Origin of the sequence: Thermomonospora umbrina (assembly GCF_003386555.1) — a bacterium.
Lineage (GTDB): Bacteria > Actinomycetota > Actinomycetes > Streptosporangiales > Streptosporangiaceae > Thermomonospora > Thermomonospora umbrina.
On the sequence record NZ_QTTT01000001.1, the window covers coordinates 5,611,545 to 5,632,476 of the forward strand.

The 20,932-nt window shown below is 74.6% G+C and carries 21 protein-coding genes and 1 riboswitch; of the genes, 16 read left to right on the forward strand and 5 right to left on the reverse strand.

Going from position 1 to position 20,932, the window contains the following annotated elements:
* Positions 1 to 99: 99 nt before the first annotated feature.
* From DFJ69_RS25125 to DFJ69_RS25160, 8 genes are all read left to right on the forward strand, one after another.
* The gene (locus DFJ69_RS25125) at positions 100 to 2,142 is read left to right on the forward strand and encodes a primosomal protein N' (protein WP_116026892.1); all 2,043 of its coding nucleotides are present in this window, start codon (positions 100 to 102) and stop codon (positions 2,140 to 2,142) included.
* A gap of 40 nt (positions 2,143 to 2,182) precedes the next feature.
* Positions 2,183 to 3,931: a hypothetical protein gene (locus DFJ69_RS25130; RefSeq protein WP_116024877.1), complete on the forward strand. Its 1,749-nt coding sequence runs from the start codon at positions 2,183 to 2,185 to the stop codon at positions 3,929 to 3,931.
* Between the two features lie 65 nt (positions 3,932 to 3,996).
* The gene (gene def / locus DFJ69_RS25135) at positions 3,997 to 4,542 is read left to right on the forward strand and encodes a peptide deformylase (RefSeq protein ID WP_116024878.1); all 546 of its coding nucleotides are present in this window, start codon (positions 3,997 to 3,999) and stop codon (positions 4,540 to 4,542) included.
* A 50-nt stretch (positions 4,543 to 4,592) separates the two neighbouring features.
* Positions 4,593 to 5,522, forward strand: a complete 930-nt coding sequence (gene fmt / locus DFJ69_RS25140) for a methionyl-tRNA formyltransferase (protein WP_116026893.1) — start codon at positions 4,593 to 4,595, stop codon at positions 5,520 to 5,522.
* Positions 5,522 to 6,952, forward strand: a complete 1,431-nt coding sequence (locus DFJ69_RS25145) for an RsmB/NOP family class I SAM-dependent RNA methyltransferase (protein ID WP_116024879.1) — start codon at positions 5,522 to 5,524, stop codon at positions 6,950 to 6,952. The genes fmt and DFJ69_RS25145 overlap by 1 nt, the downstream gene beginning before the upstream one ends.
* A 41-nt stretch (positions 6,953 to 6,993) precedes the next feature.
* Positions 6,994 to 7,941, forward strand: a complete 948-nt coding sequence (locus tag DFJ69_RS25150) for a phosphatase PAP2 family protein (RefSeq protein WP_116024880.1) — start codon at positions 6,994 to 6,996, stop codon at positions 7,939 to 7,941.
* 11 nt (positions 7,942 to 7,952) lie between these two features.
* On the forward strand, positions 7,953 to 8,624 hold the full coding sequence (gene rpe / locus DFJ69_RS25155; RefSeq protein WP_116024881.1) for a ribulose-phosphate 3-epimerase: 672 nt from the start codon (positions 7,953 to 7,955) through the stop codon (positions 8,622 to 8,624).
* 2 nt (positions 8,625 to 8,626) lie between these two features.
* On the forward strand, positions 8,627 to 9,286 hold the full coding sequence (locus DFJ69_RS25160; protein ID WP_116024882.1) for an HAD-IA family hydrolase: 660 nt from the start codon (positions 8,627 to 8,629) through the stop codon (positions 9,284 to 9,286).
* Between the two features lie 285 nt (positions 9,287 to 9,571).
* Here the strand turns inward: DFJ69_RS25160 and DFJ69_RS36245 are convergent, their stop codons facing one another.
* Positions 9,572 to 10,033, reverse strand: coding sequence for a MarR family winged helix-turn-helix transcriptional regulator (locus DFJ69_RS36245; protein ID WP_281275895.1), 462 nt, complete (start codon positions 10,031 to 10,033; stop codon positions 9,572 to 9,574).
* A gap of 114 nt (positions 10,034 to 10,147) precedes the next feature.
* Here DFJ69_RS36245 and DFJ69_RS25170 point away from each other — a divergent pair, with 114 nt between their 5' ends.
* Complete coding sequence (locus DFJ69_RS25170) at positions 10,148 to 10,588, forward strand: DUF6069 family protein (RefSeq protein WP_211328733.1); 441 nt, start codon at positions 10,148 to 10,150, stop codon at positions 10,586 to 10,588.
* Here the strand turns inward: DFJ69_RS25170 and DFJ69_RS25175 are convergent.
* Positions 10,585 to 10,995 carry a DoxX family protein gene (locus tag DFJ69_RS25175; RefSeq protein WP_116024883.1) on the reverse strand — a complete coding sequence of 137 codons (411 nt, stop codon included), beginning with the start codon at positions 10,993 to 10,995 and terminating at the stop codon, positions 10,585 to 10,587. The genes DFJ69_RS25170 and DFJ69_RS25175 overlap by 4 nt on opposite strands.
* Positions 10,996 to 11,178: 183 nt before the next feature.
* Positions 11,179 to 11,309, forward strand: a riboswitch (FMN riboswitch).
* A 342-nt stretch (positions 11,310 to 11,651) separates the two neighbouring features.
* On the opposite strand from DFJ69_RS25175, the gene DFJ69_RS25180 reads away from it, so the two are divergent.
* Genes DFJ69_RS25180 through DFJ69_RS25205 form a run of 6 tightly spaced genes read left to right on the forward strand, consistent with a single transcriptional unit; the run spans position 11,652 to position 16,066 of the window.
* Positions 11,652 to 12,257 (forward strand): riboflavin synthase, encoded by a 606-nt coding sequence (locus DFJ69_RS25180; RefSeq protein ID WP_116024884.1) that lies wholly within the window; start codon positions 11,652 to 11,654, stop codon positions 12,255 to 12,257.
* On the forward strand, positions 12,254 to 12,916 hold the full coding sequence (locus tag DFJ69_RS25185; RefSeq protein ID WP_116024885.1) for a nicotinamide mononucleotide transporter family protein: 663 nt from the start codon (positions 12,254 to 12,256) through the stop codon (positions 12,914 to 12,916). The genes DFJ69_RS25180 and DFJ69_RS25185 overlap by 4 nt, the downstream gene beginning before the upstream one ends.
* Positions 12,917 to 12,927: 11 nt before the next feature.
* The gene (locus DFJ69_RS25190; RefSeq protein WP_116026896.1) at positions 12,928 to 14,196 is read left to right on the forward strand and encodes a bifunctional 3,4-dihydroxy-2-butanone-4-phosphate synthase/GTP cyclohydrolase II; all 1,269 of its coding nucleotides are present in this window, start codon (positions 12,928 to 12,930) and stop codon (positions 14,194 to 14,196) included.
* Positions 14,193 to 14,705, forward strand: a complete 513-nt coding sequence (gene ribH / locus DFJ69_RS25195) for a 6,7-dimethyl-8-ribityllumazine synthase (protein ID WP_116024886.1) — start codon at positions 14,193 to 14,195, stop codon at positions 14,703 to 14,705. Before DFJ69_RS25190 ends, ribH begins: the two co-directional genes overlap by 4 nt.
* A 49-nt stretch (positions 14,706 to 14,754) precedes the next feature.
* Complete coding sequence (gene hisG / locus DFJ69_RS25200) at positions 14,755 to 15,630, forward strand: ATP phosphoribosyltransferase (RefSeq protein WP_116024887.1); 876 nt, start codon at positions 14,755 to 14,757, stop codon at positions 15,628 to 15,630.
* Positions 15,623 to 16,066, forward strand: a complete 444-nt coding sequence (locus DFJ69_RS25205; protein ID WP_342769879.1) for a PH domain-containing protein — start codon at positions 15,623 to 15,625, stop codon at positions 16,064 to 16,066. The genes hisG and DFJ69_RS25205 overlap by 8 nt, the downstream gene beginning before the upstream one ends.
* A gap of 17 nt (positions 16,067 to 16,083) precedes the next feature.
* Here DFJ69_RS25205 and DFJ69_RS25210 read toward each other — a convergent pair whose 3' ends face one another.
* The 3 genes from DFJ69_RS25210 to DFJ69_RS25220 all read right to left on the reverse strand — a co-directional run bounded on the left by DFJ69_RS25210 (position 16,084) and on the right by DFJ69_RS25220 (position 19,941).
* The gene (locus DFJ69_RS25210) at positions 16,084 to 16,998 is read right to left on the reverse strand and encodes a D-alanyl-D-alanine carboxypeptidase family protein (protein ID WP_116024888.1); all 915 of its coding nucleotides are present in this window, start codon (positions 16,996 to 16,998) and stop codon (positions 16,084 to 16,086) included.
* A 140-nt stretch (positions 16,999 to 17,138) separates the two neighbouring features.
* Positions 17,139 to 18,494 (reverse strand): CoA transferase, encoded by a 1,356-nt coding sequence (locus DFJ69_RS25215; RefSeq protein ID WP_245974566.1) that lies wholly within the window; start codon positions 18,492 to 18,494, stop codon positions 17,139 to 17,141.
* Between the two features lie 193 nt (positions 18,495 to 18,687).
* On the reverse strand, positions 18,688 to 19,941 hold the full coding sequence (locus DFJ69_RS25220; protein WP_116024889.1) for a sulfite oxidase: 1,254 nt from the start codon (positions 19,939 to 19,941) through the stop codon (positions 18,688 to 18,690).
* 85 nt (positions 19,942 to 20,026) lie between these two features.
* Between DFJ69_RS25220 and DFJ69_RS25225 the strand changes: the two genes are divergently transcribed.
* Positions 20,027 to 20,929 (forward strand): AAA family ATPase, encoded by a 903-nt coding sequence (locus DFJ69_RS25225; protein WP_116024890.1) that lies wholly within the window; start codon positions 20,027 to 20,029, stop codon positions 20,927 to 20,929.
* The last annotated feature ends 3 nt before the right edge of the window (positions 20,930 to 20,932 follow it).

The window sequence follows — 20,932 nt, forward strand, 5'->3', positions numbered from 1 at the left end:
ACTCCGGTCGCGCGGGGCCCGCGTCGTTCCCGGACGGTCGTACCCGTCTGGTAGGACGGGACCGTGACGAACGGCGGTGAGGCGGCGCCGCTCCCCGGGATGGACGACCTCCCGGTGAGCCCGCCCGCCAAGGGCGGCTCCGCGAAGAGGACCGCCAAGAAGGGCGCCCGGCAGCCCGCCGAGACGCTGCCGGTGGCGCGCGTCCTGGTGGACATGTCGCTGCCGCACCTGGACCGCCCGTTCGACTACCTCGTCCCCCGCCAGTGGGACGCCAAGACGGTGCCGGGCTGCCGGGTGCGGGTCCGGTTCGCCGGGCAGCTCGTGGACGGCTTCGTCCTGGAACGGGTGGCCGAGAGCGACCACGAGGGGCGGTTGGCGTTCCTGGAGCGGGTCACCTCGCCCGAGGCCGTCCTCACCCCGGAGATCGCGGCGTTGGCCAGGGAGGTCGCCGACCGCTACGCGGGGACCCTCGCCGACGTGCTGCGGCTGGCCGTCCCGCCCCGGCACGCCGCCACCGAGGCCGAGGAGCACCCCGACCCGGGGGAGTGGCGGCCCGAGCCGCCCGCGCCCGGCACCTGGGGCCACTACCCGGCCGGGACGTCCTTCCTGAACGCGCTGGCCGAGGGCCGGGCCCCCAGGGCGGTGTGGACGGCGCTGCCCGGCCGCGACTGGGCCGAGGCGATCGCCGGGGCCGTTCAGGCGACCCTCGCGTCGGGGCGCGGCGCGCTCGTGGTGCTCGCCGACGGCCGGCAGGTGGCGCGGGTGGACGCCGCCCTGGCCGAGGCCCTCGGGGAGCCGTCGCGGCATGTGGCGCTCACGGCCGAGTCGGGGCCCGCCGAACGCTACCGGCGGTGGCTGGCGGTCCTGCGCGGCACGGCCACGGCGGTGGTCGGCACCCGCGCGGCGATGTTCGCGCCCGTCCACGACCTCGGGCTGGTCGTCCTGTGGGACGACGGCGACGACGTCCACGCCGAGCCCCACGCCCCGTACCCGCACCCCCGCGAGGTGCTGGCGCTGCGGGCGCACCGTTCGGGGGCCGGGGCGCTGATCGGGGGGTTCACCCGCACCACCGACGCCACCGTCCTGGTGGAGAGCGGCTGGGCGCACGCTCTCGTGGCCGACCGGCAGCGGATCCGCACGGCGATGCCCCGGGTCCGGCCCGCCGGCGACGACGCCGACATGGCCAGGGACGAGGCCGCCCGTTCGGCCCGTCTGCCGTCGCTGGCGCTGAGCACGGCCCGCCGGGCGCTGGAGCAGGGGCCCGTACTCGTCCAGGTGCCCCGTCGCGGCTACGTTCCGGGTCTGCGCTGCGGTCGCTGCCGGGGGCCCGCGCGCTGCGCCGGCTGTCAGGGGCCGCTGGCGATCAGGTCGTCGCACGCGGCCCCGTACTGCCGCTGGTGCGGCCGGATCGCCGGCGACTGGGAGTGCCCCGAGTGCGGCGGGCGCCATGTCCGCGCCGCCGTCGTGGGGGCCCGCCGCACCGCCGAGGAGCTGGGCCGCGCCTTCCCCGGCGTCCCGGTGCGGACGTCGGGCCGTGACGGGGTGCTCGACCGGGTGGGCGCCGCGCCCGCGCTGATCGTGTCCACCCCCGGGGCCGAGCCGGTCGCCGACGAGGGGTACGCGGCGGCGCTGCTCCTGGACGGCTGGGTCCTGCTGTCCCGCCCCGACCTGCGGGCCGCCGAGGAGGCGCTGCGCCGCTGGATGAACGCCGCCGCCCTCGTCCGCTCCGCCGCCCCGGTGATCATCCTGGCGGACGGGTCGCTGCCCCCGGTCCAGGCCCTGCTCCGCTGGGACCCGGTGACCCTGGCCGAGCGGGAGCTGGCCGACCGGCGCGAGCTGGGGTTCCCGCCGGCCGCCCGGATGGCGTCCCTGACCGGCGCCCCGGCGGCGATCCGCGAGCTGCTCGCCGACACCCGGCTGCCGGAGGGCGCCCAGGTCCTCGGGCCCGTCCCGGTCGCCGCCCCGCAGGACCCCGCGGCCTCCGGAGCGCCCGCCCCCGAGAGGGAACGCGCCCTGATCAGGGTGCCCCGCAACGCCGGCACCGCGCTCGGGCGGGCGCTGAAGGCCGCCCAGGGCGTCCGGAGTGCCCGCCGCGCCCCCGATCCGGTCCGCGCGCAGATCGACCCGCTGGAACTGATCTGAACCCCGCACCGCCGGTATCCCGGAACGCTAGGGTCTCCTGGTGGCAGACGACTGGGTGGACATCGCCGACGGATCCCTCGAGAGCTGGGCCATCGGCCACGAGGGCGGGATCGACGCGCAGGGCGTCCGGCTCCTGCTGGACCTCGCCGGCGCGGATCCCGGGGTGACCGGCCCCGACGACCTGACCCCGGACCGGATGCGGCACCTGATGCTGCGGACGTTCCCCGAGGCGGTGGTGGCCGAGGTCGAGGACGTGCCCTCCGTGCTGGCCACGGCGACGGCGATGGTGGACTTCCTGGTCTCCTCCGGGCGGCTGACCGACGATCGGGGCGCCGCGCTGCGCGAGACCCTGGCGGGCCTGGAGCCGGAGCTCACCGAGATCGTCGGCGAGCTGGACCTGGCGGAACGGGAGTCGGCGGGCGAGATCGTGCGGGGCATGATGGCCGCCGACGGGGTCGACCTCGACGACGAGGACGCCGTCCAGGGCTGGCTCGGCCGTTTCGAGAGCCTCAGCGACGACGAGCGCTTCGACCGCGCGGCCGCCTACCTGCGCGAGAACGAGGAGTCGGCGGTGCCGCCGGTCGAGCTGGCCCCCGTCGCCGAGCTGGCCGGGGCCGCCCGCCGTTCCGGGCTGACCCGACGGGCGCTGGCCCTGGCGGCCTGGGCGGGGGAACGGGTCGTCACCGACGCGGGCATGCCCACGCCCGAGGACGCCGAGGACGCCGCGTCCGCCCTGGACCTGCCCCGGGACGACGTGGAGTCGCTGTGGCGGGCGGTCGCCGGGGCCGACGTGCTCACCGTCGGGCACGGCCGGGTGGAGCCCGGCCCCGCCCTGAAGGACCTCCGTGAGGGCGACGACGCGTCGGTGCTGGCCGCCTGGGTGCGGCTGTTCGACGAGGCGGTGGCGGGCGACGAGGCCGAGTCCGGCACGGATGTCGCCGCGCTGGTGCGCGGCGAGCTGACCGGCGTGCTCATCCACCTGTACGAGCAGGAGGGGCCCGGCACCCGGGAGGAGCTGACGGCCGCCCTGGCGGGGCACCTCCTCGACACCCGGATGGACCACGGGGCGACGCCGCCGCCGGACGAGGTCGCCGCCGCCCTCGGCCGCGAGCTGGACGGGCTGGCCGCCTGGGGCGTGATCGCCGAGGACGCCGGCGGGCCCGAGCTGACCCCGCTCGGCGTGTGGGGCGTGCGCGAGCTGCTGATCGCCGAGGGCTTCACCGCCCCCGTCGTGGGCGGGCTCACCGCCGGCTCGGCCGCCGCGCTGGTGGACGGGCTGCAGGGCTACGACGAGGAGACCGCCGCGCTGGAGATGGACCGCTGGGTGGCGGCCCGCGAGCCCCGGGCGGCGGCGGCCGAGCTGATCCGGGTGATGCGCTCCGACGGGCCCGGCGCCCGCAACGTCGCCGACGCCGTCCTGCACGGCGTGGACGCCGAGGCGGCGCCCGTCGTCCGGGAGGCGCTGGAGGAGCCGGCGACCCGCCCGTACGCGATGCTGTGGCTGCTCGAACGGGGCCTGACGGACGAGGAGCTGGGCACTGACGAGATGAGCTGGGTGCTGACCGACACGGTGGCGGCGCTGATGGAGATCGCCGGGCCGGGCGAGGCCGTGGCCGAGGCGCTCACCGACGTCCCGGCCGACGCGGGCCTGGCCGCGCTGATCGAGCGGATGGCGGAGATCGGGCATCCCTCGGCCGCCGAGGTGCTGGACGCCCTCGGCGCGCACCTGCCGGACGCGGCGCCGGCCGACGCGGCGAGGGCCGGGGCGGCCCGGGTCCGCTCGCGGTGAGCCCGCCGCCGAGTTCTCCCTAGACTGAGAGGATCGTCCATCCCGCCCCTGGACAGGAGCCATCGTTGGCCGTCAAGCCCATCCGTCTGTTCGGCGACCCGGTGCTGCGCACGCCGGCCGAGCCGGTCAAGGACTTCGACAAGGAACTGCGCACGCTCGTCAAGGACCTCACCGACACCATGATCGACGCCCCGGGCGCCGGGCTGGCCGCCCCCCAGCTCGGGGTGGGCCTGCGGGTGTTCACCTATTACGTGGACGACCGGCTCGGTCACGTGGTCAATCCCACGCTGGACCTGTCGGAGGAACGACAGGACGGCGAGGAGGGCTGCCTGTCCCTGCCCGGCCTCAGCTTCCCCACCCCGCGCGCCTGGCGGGCCGTCGCCAAGGGCCACAACATGCACGGCGAGCCGATCACGCTGGAGGGCACCGACCTGCTGGCCCGGTGCGTGCAGCACGAGACCGACCACCTCGACGGCATCCTGTTCATCGACCGGATGGACCCGGACCAGCGCAAGGCCGCCATGAAGGCCATCCGCGAGGCCGAATGGTTCGGCGAGCCCGCCCCGGTGGTCAGGGACTCGCCGCACCGCACCTTCGGTAAGGCGCTGTAGGACGTGCGGCCCGCCCGTTCGCGGGTACGGCGGCTGATGGAGGCATGGACATGAGGCTGGTCTTCGCAGGGACGCCCGAGACGGCGGTCCCGGCGCTGGAGGCGTTGCTGGACTCGCCGCGGCACGAGGTGGTCGCGGTCGTCACCCGGCCCGACGCCCCCGCCGGGAGGGGGCGTCGGATGGTGGCGAGTCCGGTCGCCGAGCGGGCCGCCGAGGCGGGTGTGGAGGTGCTCAAGCCCGTGAAGGCGAGGGACCCGGAGTTCCTCGACCGGCTCCGTGAGATCGCCCCCGACTGCTGCCCCGTGGTGGCCTACGGCGCGCTGCTGCCCCGCGCCGCGCTCGACATCCCCCGGCACGGCTGGGTCAACCTGCACTTCTCCCTGCTGCCCGCCTGGCGCGGCGCGGCCCCGGTCCAGCACGCCGTCCTGCACGGCGACGACGTCACCGGCGCCTGCACGTTCGAGATCGAGGAGGACCTGGACACCGGACCGGTGTACGGGGTCCTCACCGAGCCGATCCGGCCCGACGACACCTCCGGCGAGCTGCTGGCACGGCTGGCCCACGCGGGCGCCCGCCTGTTGGCCGACACGATGGACGGCATCGAGCAGGGCGTCCTGGAGCCGCGCCCGCAGCCCGCCGAGGGCGTCTCGTACGCCTCCAAGCTGACACCCGACGACGCCCGCGTCGACTGGACCGCCCCGGCGCTGCGCGTCGACCGGCTGGTGCGGGCCTGCACGCCCGCGCCCGGCGCGTGGACGACGTTCCGCGACGAGCGACTGAAACTGGGCCCCGTACGCCTGGCCGTCGGCGCCGGCGACCTGGCCCCGGGGGAGCTGAAGGCCACCAAGAAGGAGCTCCTCGTCGGCACCGCCACCCATCCCGTCGCGCTCGGCGAGGTTCAGCCGCAGGGCAGGCGCCGGATGCCCGCCGCCGACTGGATGCGCGGGCTGACCCTCGACGACAAGGACACCCTGGTCTGATGCCGCCCGCACGCAACGCCCGCACCGCCCGCGACCGTCGGGGCCACGACCGGCGACCGGGCGGGCCGCGCCGCACCGGCGGGCCCGAGGACCTGGTGCGCCGGACGGCCTTCGATGTCATCCGGGCGGTGCAGACCCGGGACGCGTACGCCAACCTGCTCCTCCCCAGCAGGCTGCGCGACCGCGACCTGACGGGCCGGGACGCCGCCCTGGCCACCGAGCTGACCTATGGCACGCTGCGCGGGCTGGGCACCTACGACGCGGTGCTGGCGCTGTGCAGCGACCGGCCGCTGCGACGCATCGACGGGCCGCTGCTGGACGTGCTGCGGCTGGGGGCCCACCAGTTGCTGGCCACCCGGATCCCGCCGCACGCGGCCGTCGGCACGGCCGTCGAGCTGGCCCGTTCGGTGTCCGGTCCGGGGCAGGCCAAGTTCGCCAACGCGGTGCTCCGCAAGGTCGCCACCCGCGACCTGGCGGCGTGGCTGGAGATCGTCGCGCCGCCCGGCGACGAGGTCGGCCGCCTGTCGGTGACGCACAGCCACCCGCGCTGGATCGTCACCGCGCTGCGCGACGCGCTCGGGGCCGACCGCGACGAGATCGAGGCGCTGCTGGCCGCCGACAACGCGCGGCCGCGCGTCACGCTGGTCGCCAAGCCCGGCCGCGCCACGGCGGAGGAACTGGTGGAGGCGGGCGCGGAGCCCGCCGCGTACTCGCCGCAGGCGGCGCTGCTCCCCGAGGGCGACCCGGCGGCCGTCGCGGCGGTCCGGGAGTCCCGCGCCGCCGTCCAGGACGAGGCCAGTCAACTGGTGGCCCTCGCGCTGGCCGCCGCGCCGCTGGACGGGCCCGACGCGACCTGGCTGGACCTGTGCGCCGGTCCCGGCGGCAAGGCGGGGCTGCTGGCCGGCCTGGCGACGCTGCGGGACGCCCGGCTGGTCGCCTGCGACCTCCAGCACCACCGCGCCGCGCTGGTGCGCCGCGCGGTCGACGACCGCACCGGCGTCGCCGTCGTGGACGGCACCGTCCCCGCCTGGCGGCCCGGCGCGTTCGACCGGGTGCTGCTCGACGCCCCCTGCACGGGGCTCGGCGCGCTGCGGCGACGCCCGGAGTCCCGCTGGCGGCGGCAGCCGTCGTCCGTGGCGGAGCTGGGCCCGCTCCAGCGGTCGCTGCTGGCGTCGGCGCTGGAGGCCGTCCGGCCCGGGGGAGTGGTGGCGTACGTGACCTGCTCCCCGCACCTGGCCGAGACGCGGGTCGTGGTCGACGACGTGCTGCGCCGCCGTCAGGACGTGGAACGGCTCGACTCCCCGGCGGTCCTGGCCGAGGTGGCGTCCGGGGGACTGGAGGGGCTGGGCGACGGTCCGTACGCCCAGTTCTGGCCGCACCGGCACGGCACCGACGCGATGTTCCTGGCGCTGCTGCGCCGGACGGGCTGACGGGTCGACACACCGACGACGGGACGGAGGGCGCCGAGCCGATGACGGGATTCATGCAGGCGGCGTCCTTCGTGGGCAGCGCGGGGTTCTACCTGCCGCTGCTGGTGCTGGCGTTCTGGTGCCTGAACCCGGTCGCGGCGGGCCGCGCGGCGGTGGTGCTGGCCGCCGGCGCGATGGTCAACGTGCTGCTCAAGCTGATCTTCGCCGATCCGCGCCCGTACTGGACCGACCCGGCGATCAACCCGCTGTCGTCGGAGTCCTCGTTCGGCATGCCGTCGGGGCACGCGCAGGGGTCGACGCTCGCCTACGGTCTGCTGGCGTACCACCTGGGGCGTCGTCGGGCGTGGGCGGCGGCCGGGGTCGTGGTCGTCCTGGTCGGGGTGTCCCGCGTCCACCTGGGCGTCCATTCGATCGGTCAGGTGGCGGCCGGCTGGGCGGTCGGGGCGGTGATCCTGGTCGCCGCGATCCGGCTCGGGCCGACGGCGACCCGCTGGTGGGGGGACCGGGGCCTGCCGGTCCGGCTCTGGATCTGCGCCGCCCTGGCCCTCGGCGCGCTCGGCGCGACCGTGGTGATCGTGGAGTTGGGGCTGGACGGCTGGCAGATGCCCCCGGCCTGGCGCAGCGCCATCATCGCCGCCGGGGGTTCGGCCGACCCGCGCTGGCTGGAGCGCGCGGCGGCGTCGGCGGCCGTCCTGGGCGGTGTGCCCGCCGGGCTGTCCTGGCTGGCGCACCGCGGCTGGTTCGTCCCGTCCGGGGACCCGTGGCGGCGGGTCCTCGCCGTCCCGGTGGGGGTGGCGGGGCTGCTGCCGATCCTGTCGCTGTGGCTCGTGCTGCCCCGACATGCGGCGGCCGTGTTCGCCGTCCTCGTGCTCGTCGCGCTCTGGCTGACCGCCGGGGCGCCCGAGACGTTCGTCCGCCTCGGGTTGGCGGGGCGTCCCACCCCCGGTCTCACCCGGCCGGGTGAACCGGCCCTCACGGAGGACTCCTAGACTCGGACATCATGGCCGCAAAGATCTCTCCCAGCATCCTGTCCGCCGACTTCGCCCGCCTGGCCGACGAGGTCGCGCTGATCTCCGACACCGCCGACTGGGTGCACGTCGACGTGATGGACAACCACTTCGTGCCCAACCTGACCCTGGGGCTGCCGATCGTGGAGGCGCTGCTCAAGCACAGCGCGCTGCCGCTCGACTGCCACCTGATGATCGAGGACCCGGACCGGTGGGCGCCCGCCTACGCCGAGGTCGGCGCGGGGAGCGTCACCATCCACGCGGAGGCGGCCAAGGCCCCCATCCGCACGCTGCGGACCATCCGGGCCGCCGGGGCCCGCGCCGGGCTGGGCATCAACCCGGCGACCCCGGTCGAGCCGTACGAGGACCTGCTGGGCGAGATCGACATGCTGCTGCTGATGACCGTGGAGCCCGGGTTCGGCGGCCAGCGGTTCCTGGACGTGGTGCTGCCGAAGGTGCGCCGCGCCCGCAAGCTGATCAAGGACCGGGACCTGCCGGTCTGGCTGCAGGTGGACGGCGGCGTCAGCGCCGAGACCATCGAGCGCTGCGCCGAGGCGGGCGCGGACGTGTTCGTGGCGGGCAACGCGGTGTACGGCGCCGACGACCCCGCCGAGGCCGTCCGGGCCCTGCGCGGGCAGGCCGAGCGGGCCATGGACGCGGTCTGACCGTGCTCCTCCCCGCTGCCGCGGTGCTGTTCGACGTGGACGGCACCCTGATCGACTCGACCCCGGTCGTGGAGCGGACCGCCCGCGTGTGGGCGGCCGAGCACGGCGTGGACCCCGAGGCGTTCCTCGCCGTCGCCCACGGCCGCCGCAACGACGATCTGGTGGCGGAGTTCCTTCCGTCGCTGTCGCCCGAGCGGGCGGCGGCGGCGGTCGCGCGGATGGACGCCCTGGAGGCGGCCGACACCGAGGGCGTCACCGCGCTGCCGGGCGTCCGGCGGCTGTTGGCCGATCTCGACGGTCGCCCCTGGGCGCTGGTGACCTCGATGGACCGGCCGCTGCTGGCGGTGCGCCGCGCCGCCGCCGGGCTGCCGCTGCCCGACGTGGTCGTCACCGCCGAGGACGTCCGGCACGGGAAGCCCGACCCGGAGGGCTACCTGTCGGCCGCGCGGAGACTGGGTGTCGACCCGGTGGCCTGCGTGGTCGTCGAAGACGCCCCGGCGGGCGTGCGCGCGGGCCGTTCCGCCGGGGCCCGGGTCGTGGCCCTGACCACCAGCCATCCCGCGTCGGCGCTGGAGGAGGCCGACGTGATCGTCCCCGATCTCACCGCCGTCTCGGTCACGGCGGACGGCCTGCGGGTGGCCGGGGGGATCCGCCCGTTCTGACCGCCGCGTGTCGGTGCCGCGTGACAGGCGGCCCGGCATGACGCAGACCTCGAACGAGACCGAGCCGACACGGCGGCTCCGCACGGCCGAGACCGGCCGCGGACCTGGGCCGGGCGCTGCGGGAGGCCGAGGACGGCCCGTGGCTCGACACCGGCCCGCGGTTCGGCCGGCGGAGTTGTTCGCGGTGCCGGCGGTTGGGATCGCGTCACCCGGCGATCGACCACACCCAGACGGTCTTCGACTCCTAAGGGATCACCCGGCCGGGCCCCCGTGGTCGCCGTCGCCTCAGAGGGCGCAGCCGGGCCGGCCGCCTTCGGGGCGGGCCTCGACGACGCGGGCGAGAAGGTCGCGCAGGGCGCGCTGGTCGGTCTCCGGCAGGGTGAAGACCTGGGCGGACGCCTCGGACACATGGCTCAGCAGGGCCTGACGGCGGCGTTCGCCCTCCTCGGTGAGGACCACCAGCTTGACCCGGCGGTCGCCCGGGTCGGGCTCGCGGTGGACGAGGCCGCGCCGCTCCAGGCCGTCCACGATGCCGGTGATGTTGGAGGCGTCGCAGGCCAGCACCTCGGCGAGCCGGCGCATGGGGGCGGGGAAGCGGTTGGTGGCCAGCGCCTGGGCCTGCGCGGGGGGCAGGTCGAGCCGCGACGCGGCGGCGTTGAAGCAGTGCCGCAGCCGTTCCGCCACCTGGAAGACCATCGCGCTGATCTCGTCGTGGGCCGGGCGCTGGGGCGGGGGCACGGCGTTCATCCCTCGATCATAGGCACTTCTGGTCGCACCCGAATGTTGAGGTTCTCAAGCATCTCTCCTAGACTGCCTCGATAGTTGAGGTTCTCAATAATGATGGGCATCAAGGAGCACGACATGGCATCGAGTGTGAGCGTCCCCGACGTCGGGTCCGGCAGGTGGCGGCGGCGCGCCCAGGGGGTCGGCGTGGGTGCGGCGGTCGCGGCGTCGATCGCGGTCTGGTCGATCGCCGATCCGCTGCTCGGCGAGGACCTGGTGGTCCAACAGCCCGGCAAGGACCCCATGGACCTGGGCTTCGGCGCGATCCTGACCTTCTCGCTGCTCCCGTCGCTGGCCGGCTGGGGCCTCCTGGCGGTCCTGGAACGGCTCACCTCCCGGGCCCGGGCGATCTGGACGACCGTCGCCGTCGCCCTGTTGGTCCTCTCGTTCGCCCCCGTGCTGTCCGTCGAGGCCACCGGCGCGACCAAGCTGACGCTGGCCCTGCTGCACCTGGTCGTCGGCGCGGCCCTCATCCCGGTGTTCTGGAGGTCCGCCCGCACCGCCCGAGAACCGCGTTAGGCGAAGAGCGGGCCGACGAGGTTGAGGCCCGGGTGCCCGTCGGAGGCGTACAGCACGAACAGGGCCAGGGCGCCTCCGGCCAGGGACACGTCCTTGAGGAACTGGATCTGCTCCTGCTGCCGGGTCCCCGGCTCGCTCTGCGACCAGAAGTCGTGGAACATGAACGCCGTGATCAGCAGGAACGGCACCAGGGCCAGGGCCGCGAGGTCCGGCCAGATGCCCAGGATCAGCAGCACGGCGGCCACCAGGATGTACACGCCGGAGGCCTGCACGCCGAGCCGCGGCCGGGGCACCCGCTTGCTCGCGGCGTACCCGGCCATCGCGTCGGTCGCGGTCAGGTGCCCCACGGCCGAGCCGAGGAAGATGGCGGCGAACAGGATCCGCCCGATCAAGGCGATGACGTCCATGACTACCTCCCGGGTGCCATAGGTCTCACCGAACAGATGTCCCCGCTCTGAAGATCGCTGAACGGGAAAAGCCGATGACCGGCCGAAACGCCCCGAGCAAACGCTCGGTCGTGCGTCCGACCGTGGGCATCCTCACAGGGAGGGGGAATGCCGGACATGGCACACTGGTTCCTGACTCAGTGAACGCGTGCTCCGGGGTCGGTGAAATTCCGAACCGGCGGTGACAGTCCGCGACCCGGCCGAAGCCATCGGCCGGTTGACCCGGTGGAACTCCGGGACCGACGGTGAAAGTCCGGATGGGAGGCAGCGCGCGATACGCCCCTGCGCGGGGCGTCGTACCCGTTCACCCCCGGAGCCATGACCGTCTCATCGGAGACGCGGGAGGCCCGGGGTGACCCCACCCGAGACACCGGCATCGGCGGCCCGTGCGCACGGCGCACCGTCGTCCCGCCGCGTCGCGCCCAGCGACCGGCCGCCGCCCCTCGCGCGCCCCCTCCGGAACGGTCCCGCAGGGCCTTCGAGCGTCCGCGCGGCCCGTCCTCCCGGGCCCGCTTCCGCGCCACGGCCTCCCGGCGGGCGTTCACGTCGGCCACGTCGGCTATGTCCCAGGTCCGGACCTTCACCGGCCGGTACCTGCCCGAGAGGAGCGCTAGAGCATGTTCACCGGCATTGTCGAGGAGCTCGGCGAGGTCGTCGAGGTGGAGCCCCACGGGGACTCCGCCCGGCTCACCGTCCGCGGGCCGCTGGTCACCGAGGACGCCGTGCACGGGGCCTCCATCGCGGTCAACGGCGTCTGTCTGACCGTCGTCGAGACCTCCGGCGGCGCGTTCTCCGCCGACGTCATGAAGGAGACCCTCGAACGGTCGAGCCTCGGCGTCCTGGCCCCCGGCTCGCGGGTCAACCTCGAACGCCCCGTACGGCTGTCGGACCGCCTCGGCGGCCACCTCGTGCAGGGCCACGTGGACGGCGTCGGCACGATCGTGGCGCGGGAGCCGGGGGAGCGGTGGGACGTCGTCACCGTGTCCCTCCCGCCAGAGCTGAGCCGCTACGTCGTCGACAAGGGCTCCATCACCGTCGACGGCATCAGCCTGACCGTCGTCGAGGCGGGCGCGGAGCACTTCACCGTGTCGCTCATCCCGACCACGCTGGAGCTGACGACCCTCGGGCACAAGGTGCCCGGCGACCCCGTCAACCTCGAGGTCGACGTGGTCGCCAAGTACGTCGAGCGGCTGACCGGGGCGGGCCGGGGGAGCGTCTCGTGAGCGGCGGCTGGACCGAGGCCGGGTTCACGGTGCTCGACCAGAAGGTGCTGTGGACCGACCTGGTCGGCAACGCGGCGGCGCTGGGCACCGTCGCGCTGGCGATCCGGCGGACGATCTGGACGTGGCCGGTGCAGATCACCGGCTCGGTGCTGCTGCTGGTGGCCTCGGTGAGCGCGGGCCTGACGGGGAGCGCGCTCAAGCAGGTCATGTTCGGCGCGCTCGCCGCGTACGGCTGGTGGAAGTGGTCGCAGGGCCTGCGCGGCGACGACCTGCCGATCCGTCCGGCGACCGGCCGCGAGCGGCTCGGGCTGCTGGCGGTCATGGCCGTCGGCACCGCGCTGGTCGCCGCGTTGTTCCAGGCGACCGGCTGGTCGTGGGCGCCGCTGCCGGACGCGTACATCTTCGTGGGCAGCGCGGTCGCGACCTACGCGCAGGGCCGCGCGCTGACGGACTTCTGGCTGGTGTGGATCGCCGTCGACCTGGTCGGCGTCCCGCTGGCGTTCGCCTCCGGCCTGGTCGTGTCGGGCGCGGTGTACGGGGTGTTCTTGGTGATGGTCCTCGTCGGGCTCCGCGGCTGGCACCGCCGGTACCGGGCCCGCGGTCAGGAGGGTGCGGACGCGACCGTCCGCACCGGGACAAGGGAAGCGGTGGCGGCATGACCGTCGAGAACATGACCGACACGATCGACGCGGCGACCGGCGGCGGGATCTTCGATCCCCTCGAGGAGGCCCTGACCGACCTGGCCGCCGGCAGGCCCGTCGTGGTCGTCGACGACGAGGACCGCGAGAACGAGGGCGACATCATCTTCGCCGCGTCGGCGGCCACGCCCGAGCTGCTGGCGTTCACGGTCCGCCACACCAGCGGCGTGATCTGCGTGCCGATGCTCGGCGAGGACCTGGACCGGCTCCAGATCCCCCTGATGACCACGCAGAACGGCGACCGCCTGCGCACCGCGTACACCGTCAGCGTGGACGCCGCCGACGGGGTCAGCACCGGCATCTCCGCCGCCGACCGGGCGCACACGATCCGGCTCCTGGCCGACCCGACGACCGCGCCGCACGACCTGACCCGGCCGGGCCACATCTTCCCGCTCCGCTACCACGAGGGCGGGGTGCTGGCCCGTCGCGGCCACACCGAGGCGTCCGTCGACCTGGCCCGACTGGCCGGGCTGCCCCCCGCGGGCGTCCTCGCCGAGGTGGTCAACGACGACGGCACCATGGCGCGGCTGCCCGAGCTGCAGGTCTTCGCCAAGGAGCACGGCCTGAAGCTGATCTCCATCGAACAGCTCGTGGAGTACCGCAAGCGGACCGAGCGGATGGTCCGCCGCGAGGTCGAGACCCGGCTGCCCAACCGGTACGGCGTCTGGCGCGCGGTCGGCTTCTCCGCCGCCCTCGACGGCGGCGAGCACGTCGCCCTGGTCTACGGCGACATCGGCGACGGCGAGGACCTGCTGGTCCGCGCCCACTCCGAATGCCTCACCGGCGACGTCCTGCACTCCCAGCGGTGCGACTGCGGCACCCAACTCGACGCCGCCATGGAGGCGATCGCCGCCGAGGGCCGCGGCGTCATCCTCTACCTGCGCGGCCACGAGGGCCGCGGCATCGGCCTGCTGGCCAAGCTGCGCGCGTACGCCCTCCAGGACGCCGGCTCCGACACCGTCGACGCCAACCTGGAGCTGGGCCTGCCCGCCGACGCCCGCGAGTACGTCGCCGCGGCTCAGATGCTGCTGGACCTGGGCGCCCGATCCGTGCGCGTGCTCACCAACAACCCGGCCAAGCTCGCCGGACTGGAGGGCTTCGGCGTCGAGGTGCTCGGCCGCGCCCCGATGCCGGTCGTCGTCACCGAGCACAACCGGCGCTACCTCACCGTCAAGCGGGACCGCCTCGGCCACCGCATCGACGGCCTGACCACCCTTGACGGAAAGGACACCCGCTCATGAGCGGCGCCGGACGTCCCGAGCCGAGCATCGTCGGCGCGGCCGACCTCACCCTCGGCATCGCCTGCACCCGCTGGCACGCCCAGATCACCGACCGACTGCTGGAACGGGCCGTGCTGGCGGCCAAGGAGTGCGGCGTGGACGAGCCGGTCGTGGTCCGGGTCGCCGGGGCGCTGGAGCTGCCGGTGGTCGCCCAACAGCTCGCCCGCGATCTGGACGCCGTGGTGTGCCTCGGCGCGGTGATCCGGGGGGACACCGCCCACTTCGACTACGTCTGCGACTCCGTCACCGCGGGTTTGACGAGAGTTGCGCTGGACGAGGCCACTCCGGTGGGCAACGGAGTCCTCACGTGTGACACCATTGAGCAGGCACTGGATCGCAGCGGGCTGCCCGACAGCCGCGAAGACAAGGGATGGGAGGCGACTGTGGCCGCTCTCGACACGGCTCTGACCCTGCGAGGTCTGCGGCATCACGGTCCCGCCGGGCATCTCTCGGAGCATCTGAGCTCCTGAGCGAACCCGGACCTCCCTCACGCCCGTACGTCACGAAAGGCATTCCATCGTGCTGTCCCTCGTCCTGCCCAAGGGTTCGCTGGAGAAGGCGACCCTGGAGCTGTTCGACGCCGCCGACCTGACGGTCCGCCGCGGCTCGGACCGCGACTACCGCGCCTCCATCGACGACCCGCGGATCGACCGGGTGCGCGTGCTGCGCCCCCAGGAGATCCCGACCTACCTCGAACAGGGCCTGTTCGACCTGGGCATCACCGGTCGCGACTGGATCACCGAGACCGACTCCGACGTGGTGGGCCTCGGTGAGCTGAAGTACTCCAAGGCCACCTCCAACCCGGTGCGCGTCATCATGGCGGTGCCCAACGACGCCCCCTGGCAGCGGGTCTCCGACCTGCCCGAGGGCGTGCGGATCTCCACCGAGTTCCCCGCCATGACCCAGCGGTTCCTCGACAAGCACGGTGTGAAGGCCAACGTCGTCCCGTCGTACGGCGCGACCGAGGCGAAGGTCCCCGACATCGTCGACGTCATCGTCGACCTCACCGAGACCGGCTCCTCGCTGCGCAAGAACGGTCTGCGGATCCTCGACACGCTGCTGACCAGCTACACCGAGCTGGTCGCCAACCGGGCCGCCTACGAGGACGCCGACAAGCGCGCCGCGATGGAGGACATCGCGCTGCTGCTGCAGGGCGCCATCCGCGCCCGGGGCAACGTCCTGCTCAAGCTGAACGTCGCCGCCGGCGACCTGTCGGCCGTGCTGGACATCATGCCCGCCATGTCCTCGCCCACGGTCACCTCGCTGGCCGGGGGAGAGGCGCACGCGGTGGAGAGCGTGGTCGCCAAGCGCGGCGTCAACACGCTGATCCCCGCGCTCAAGGCGGCGGGCGCCCGCGACATCCTCGAGATCCCCATCTCCAAGATCGTTGACTGAGCCCCCGTCCCTTCCCGTGGTGTGGCGTCCGCGCCGCACCCGGATCACGGCCTACGCGATGGCGGGTGTGATCGTGCTCGGCATGGTCGTGCTCGCCGTCGTGGTGGCCCCCCAGTTCAAGGTCGTCGACCGGTTGCTGCTGGTGGCCTTCGGCGCGTTCCTGGGCTGGGTGCTGCACATGTTCGCGCGCTGCCGGGTCGTCGCCGACGAGGGCGGCGTGACCGTCGTCAACGCCTTCCGCACCCGCCGGCTCGCCTGGCCCGAGGTGCTGGGCGTCACCATGGCCGAGGGAGAGCCCTGGCCCACCCTCGACCTGGCCGACGGCACCTCCCTCGGCGCCATGGGCATCAACGGCTCGGAGAAGTCCCGCGCGGCCCACCACCTCGGCGAGTTCCGCGCCCTCCTGGGACGCCACGCCGAGGCCCCCGACCGCTGACGCGCCGACAACGGAGATCAGTCGACGTTGGCGCCCGGGGGCAGGGGGCGCAGGATCGGCTCGGAGGCGGAGCGGACGCCGAAGCCCCAGTCGAGGATCCGGGAGGCGTCGCGGAAGCGGGCCTCGGGGACGGTCGTCGAGCTGTTGAGCACCACGCCGATCAGGGTGCGCCGGTTGCGGGTGGCGGCGAACATCAGGCTGTACCCGGCGGCGTTGGTGAAGCCGGTCTTGATGCCGACGGCCCCCTTGTACGAGCCGAGCAGCCGGTTGGTGTTGTGCCAGGTGTAGGAGCGGTGGCCGTTGCCCGCGGCGAGCCGGTAGGTGCGGGTCGAGACCACCTTGCGGAACTCCGGCCGCCGGAAGGCGTACCTGCCCAGCTTGGTCTGGTCGTGCGCGGTGGAGTGGCCCGCCGTGGGGGTCGGCCAGGGGAGCCCGTCGAAGTTGGCGTAGTGCGTGCGGTCCATCTTGAGCTCGCGGGCCGTCGTGTTCATCTTCTTGACGAAGCCCTGCCAGCCCGGGCCGTAGAAGTCGGCGAGGGCGTACGCGGCGTCACAGCCCGAGGGCAGCAGCAGCGCCCGCAGGAGTTGACGCACGGTCAGCCTGTCGCCCGCCCGCAGGTGGGCCAGGCTGCCGCCGTGACGCAGGGCGTAGTCGATGTGCTTCCGCCTGATGGTGACCTTCCGGTCGAGCCCGCCGGCGCGCAGGACCACGATGGCGGTCATCACCTTCGTGATGCTGCCGATCGGCCGTTTCACGGCGGGTCCGCGCGACCACAGGATCTTGGCCCTGGTGTCGTCCCAGAGGAACGCCGACTTGGCCTGGACCCCCGAGGGCCCGGCGGCCGCCGCGTCGGCGGTCGTGGCGGGCAGCCCCACCAGCAGCGCCGTCCCCGCCAACGGCACGCAGACCCGCTTGGACCATGCCGTGCGCATGGAAACCCCATTCCGTCGCGTAATGGTTCAGAGCGCCGGAAGCCTCTCAGTCCGGGCGTATCGCCCGCAACCGATTCGCGATCTTGGGAATGTCCGTCCGGACGCCGCCGAGCGGCGACGTCGGGACGGCGGGGGTCGTCTCAGGCGTCGCGCCAGACGGGGGCGTCCGAGCCCCAGGGCGTCGCCGGACGCTCCCAGGTGCGAGGGCCCCCGGCGAGATCGACCGCCGGCAGCGCGTGGCGGACGGGACCCGTCTCGCCGAGGTAGGGCGCGGGATCGAACGCGGCGGCCTCCCCGCCCTCCGCCGGGCGGGCCAGGAGCGCGGCGGCCGTACGGGCGAGGCACAGCTCGACGTGACGGCCGCCGCCCTCGGTGGCGCGGAGCGCGAGGGCCCGCATCACCGCCGCCGCCAGCAGATAGCCGGTGCCGTGGTCGAGGGCCTGGACGGGCAACGCGCCCGGCGACCCCTCGACGAGCGCGATGCCGGACGCGGCCTGGACGAGGCTGTCGAAGCCCCGCCGCCCGGCCCACGGACCCACGGTGCCCCACGCCGACAGCGAGGCCACCACGAGGCCCGGATGATCCTCCGCCAGCGCGGCGGGGGACAGCCCGTACCGGTCGAGTGCGCCCGGCCGATATCCGGTGACCACGACGTCCGCGCCGTCGAGCAACGCGGAGAACCGCGCCCGGTCGTCGGCGTCGTCCAGGTCGAGCAGGGTCGAGCGCTTGCCCGAGCCCGTCTCCGTGTGCTGAGAGGGGATCTCGCCGAGGTGGGGCGGGTCGACGCGCAGCACGTCCGCGCCCAGCAGCGCGAGGGTGCGGGTGCCGACGGGCCCCGCGAGCACCCGGGTCAGATCCAGGACCCGCAGCCCCGCCATCGGTCGCAGCGGTCGGTCCGGGACGGGTCCCAGGGGGCGCGCCGGGGCGTCGTCGGTCCGGGTGAGGCGGAGCAGGGGCAGCCCGGCGACCGACGCCCCTTGCGGATGACGGGCCCAGGACGCCCGGTCCCGCACCGCGACGGCGAGGCCGCCCGCCGCGCACACGGCCTCCTCGACCCGTTCGGCGGAGGCCCCGGCGATGACGTTCTCCACGGCGGTCACCGGGTCGGCGGGCCCGTCGTCCAACCCGAGGGCGCTCAGCAGCCGGGCGCGATGGTGCGGGTAGTTGCCGTGGGTCCGGACCCAACCGTCGGCCGCGCGCCAGAAGCGCGACAGCGGTGCGAACGCCGGTAGGGCCCGCCCGTCGATCCGGAGATGCCGCTCCCCGGCGAACGCCACGGCCACCGCCCGCGAGTCCACCCGGACCGGGGGCCGTTCGCCGCCCCGGACGGCGGTCAGCTCGGCGGCGGCCAGCGACGCCGCCGCGACCGTGGCCCCGGCCAGCCCCGTCACCGGCAGCCGGGCCGGCAGCGTCGTCGCCGGACCCGTCCAGGTCACCGCGGCCGGCGCGTCGGAGGGCCCGCCGAGGCACTCCCACATCTCCGTCAGGAAGTCCACGGCGTCCGACGCTACCCCGGTCAGGTCGTGAGGACGGCGGCGGTCCCACGGCCCACACCGGGTCCGGCCACGCGCGCCGCAGCACCGAGGGCGTCGCGCGGCGGGCGTAGAAGATCGGGTCCGGCTTCCACGGGGCCAGGGGGATCCTCGCGTTGCTCTGCGCCGTCGCCATGGCGGGACCGCGAACCCCGGATCAGACCAGCGTGACGGGGTGGCGGACGACGGCGTCGAAGAGATAGCCGGCGGTGTTGTAGGGGGTGGTGTCGGGCTGGGCGGTGCCGGTCTCGTCGGTCGCCCGGGCCAGCAACTCGTACTCTCCGGGGCCCGGACATCGCCAGCGGTACTCCCACAGCAGCCAACTGCGGGAGGGGTGCGGGCCGCGGGGCGTCGCGCGGGACCAGGTGCGGCCGCCGTCCACGCTGACCTCGACGTGGCGGATCCGGCCGTTGCCCGACCAGGAGCGGCCGTGCAGCACCTGCACGCCGTCGGCCGGGAGCCGGGCGTTCCAGGGCAGTTCGAAGGCGCTCTTGACACCCATCCGGGTCAGCGGGGCGCCGCCCTCGGGAGGGTGGCCGGGGCCGAAGAGGCGGTAGTAGCGGGTGTTCCACGGCGAGAACAGGGGCCGGTCGGCGACCTCGATGTCGCCGACCCACTTGATCGAGGCGATCCCGACCCAGTGGGGCACCACGAGACGCACCGGGTGGCCGTGATCGGGCGGCAGGGGACGGCCGTTCATCTCGAACGCCAGCAGCACGTCCTTGAGCGCCTTGGCGACGGGCAGCGGGCGGCGCACCCGTCCCATGTCGACGCCCTGGTCGGTGTAGGCGGCGTCCAGGCCGCGGGGCATCAGGTCCACGGCGGCCGGCGTGAGCCCGGCGCGTTCGAGGACGGCCGACAGCCGGACCCCGCGCCAGTGGGCGACCCCGACGGCGCCCGGCCCCCACGGTGTGCCGGTCACCTGCTGCCCCTGCTGGGAGGTGAAGAAGGTGCGGCCGTTGCCGGTGCACTCGATGAAGGCGGTCATGGTGTCCGCCCGCATGGCCAGCAGGTCCTGGTAACCGAACTCGACGGCCTCCTCCAGGGTGGGGGAGCCGCGCAGGCCGCCGCCCCACAGTCGAAGCCGCCAGGTGCCGGCGTCGATCTCGGGGGTGGCGACGTGGTTGCGGACGAAGAAGCGGTCGGTGGGGGTCAGGTGACCCTGGCCGCGCATGGCCTCCCACCGCATCTCGGCGTTCGTGCCGTGCCGGACGAACAGGTCGGGCGGGAGGGGTTTGACGATGGGGCGGTCGACCGCGGCGCGCGCCGGCGGAGCCGGGGCGGCGGTCATCGCCAGCCCCGCCCCGGCGGAGGCGCCCAGCAGTCCGCGCCGGGTCAGCGGGGTCGACTCGCGCCACTGCCGGGACCGGACGCGTTCGTATGTGGCCTCGTCGGTGAGGTCGTCCTCCATGCCAACGATGATCCGACCGTATTCCCTCTATTGTCAACTTGTTTAGTCGATTTAGTTGGGAGGGCCGCCGAGTAGCCTGAGCACTGTGACGCAGCCCGCGGCGGACCGGGCCGCCGAGATCGGTTCCCCCGGGGAGCTGGTCGGGCGGCTGGACGCCCACGGCTACCTGGCCGACGAGGGGGCGGCCACCGCCGCCTTCCTGGCGCTACGCATGCGCCGCCCGCTCTTCCTGGAGGGCGACGCGGGGGTCGGCAAGACCGCCCTCGCCACGACCCTGGCCCGCCTGCTGGACGCCCCGCTGATCCGCCTGCAGTGCCACGAGGGCCTGGACGCCGCACAGGCCCTCTACGACTGGGACTTCCCCCGCCAACTGCTGCACCTGCGGGCCGCCGAGGCCGCGGGGACCGCCGACCCCGACCGTCTCGAGGCGGAGCTGTACGATCGGCGCTTCCTCATCGCCCGTCCGCTGCTGCGCGCCCTGGAGACCGCCCCGAGCGTGCTGCTGATCGACGAGATCGATCGGGCCGACGACGAGTTCGAGGCGTTCCTGTTGGAGATCCTGTCCGACTTCACGATCACGATCCCCGAGCTGGGGACCGTCGCCGCCGCCGAGCCGCCCGTCGTCGTCCTGACCTCCAACCGCACCCGCGAGGTGCACGACGCGCTCAAACGCCGCTGCCTGTACCACTGGCTGGAGCACCCCTCCCACCGGCGCGAGGTGGAGATCATCCGCCGCAGGCTGCCGGCCGTGTCCGAGCGGCTGGCCGGGCGGGTGGCCCACGCCGTACGCCACCTGCGCGCCGACGACCTCCTCAAACCGCCCGGGGTGGCCGAGAGCCTCGACTGGGCCGAGGCCCTGGTGACGCTGGGGGCCCGCGACCTCGACCCCGCCACCGCCGCCGCCACCCTCGGCGCCGTCCTCAAGCACCGCGACGACCAGCGGCGGGTGACCGCCCGAGGGCTGGACGCCCTCCTCGACGGGGGTTGACGG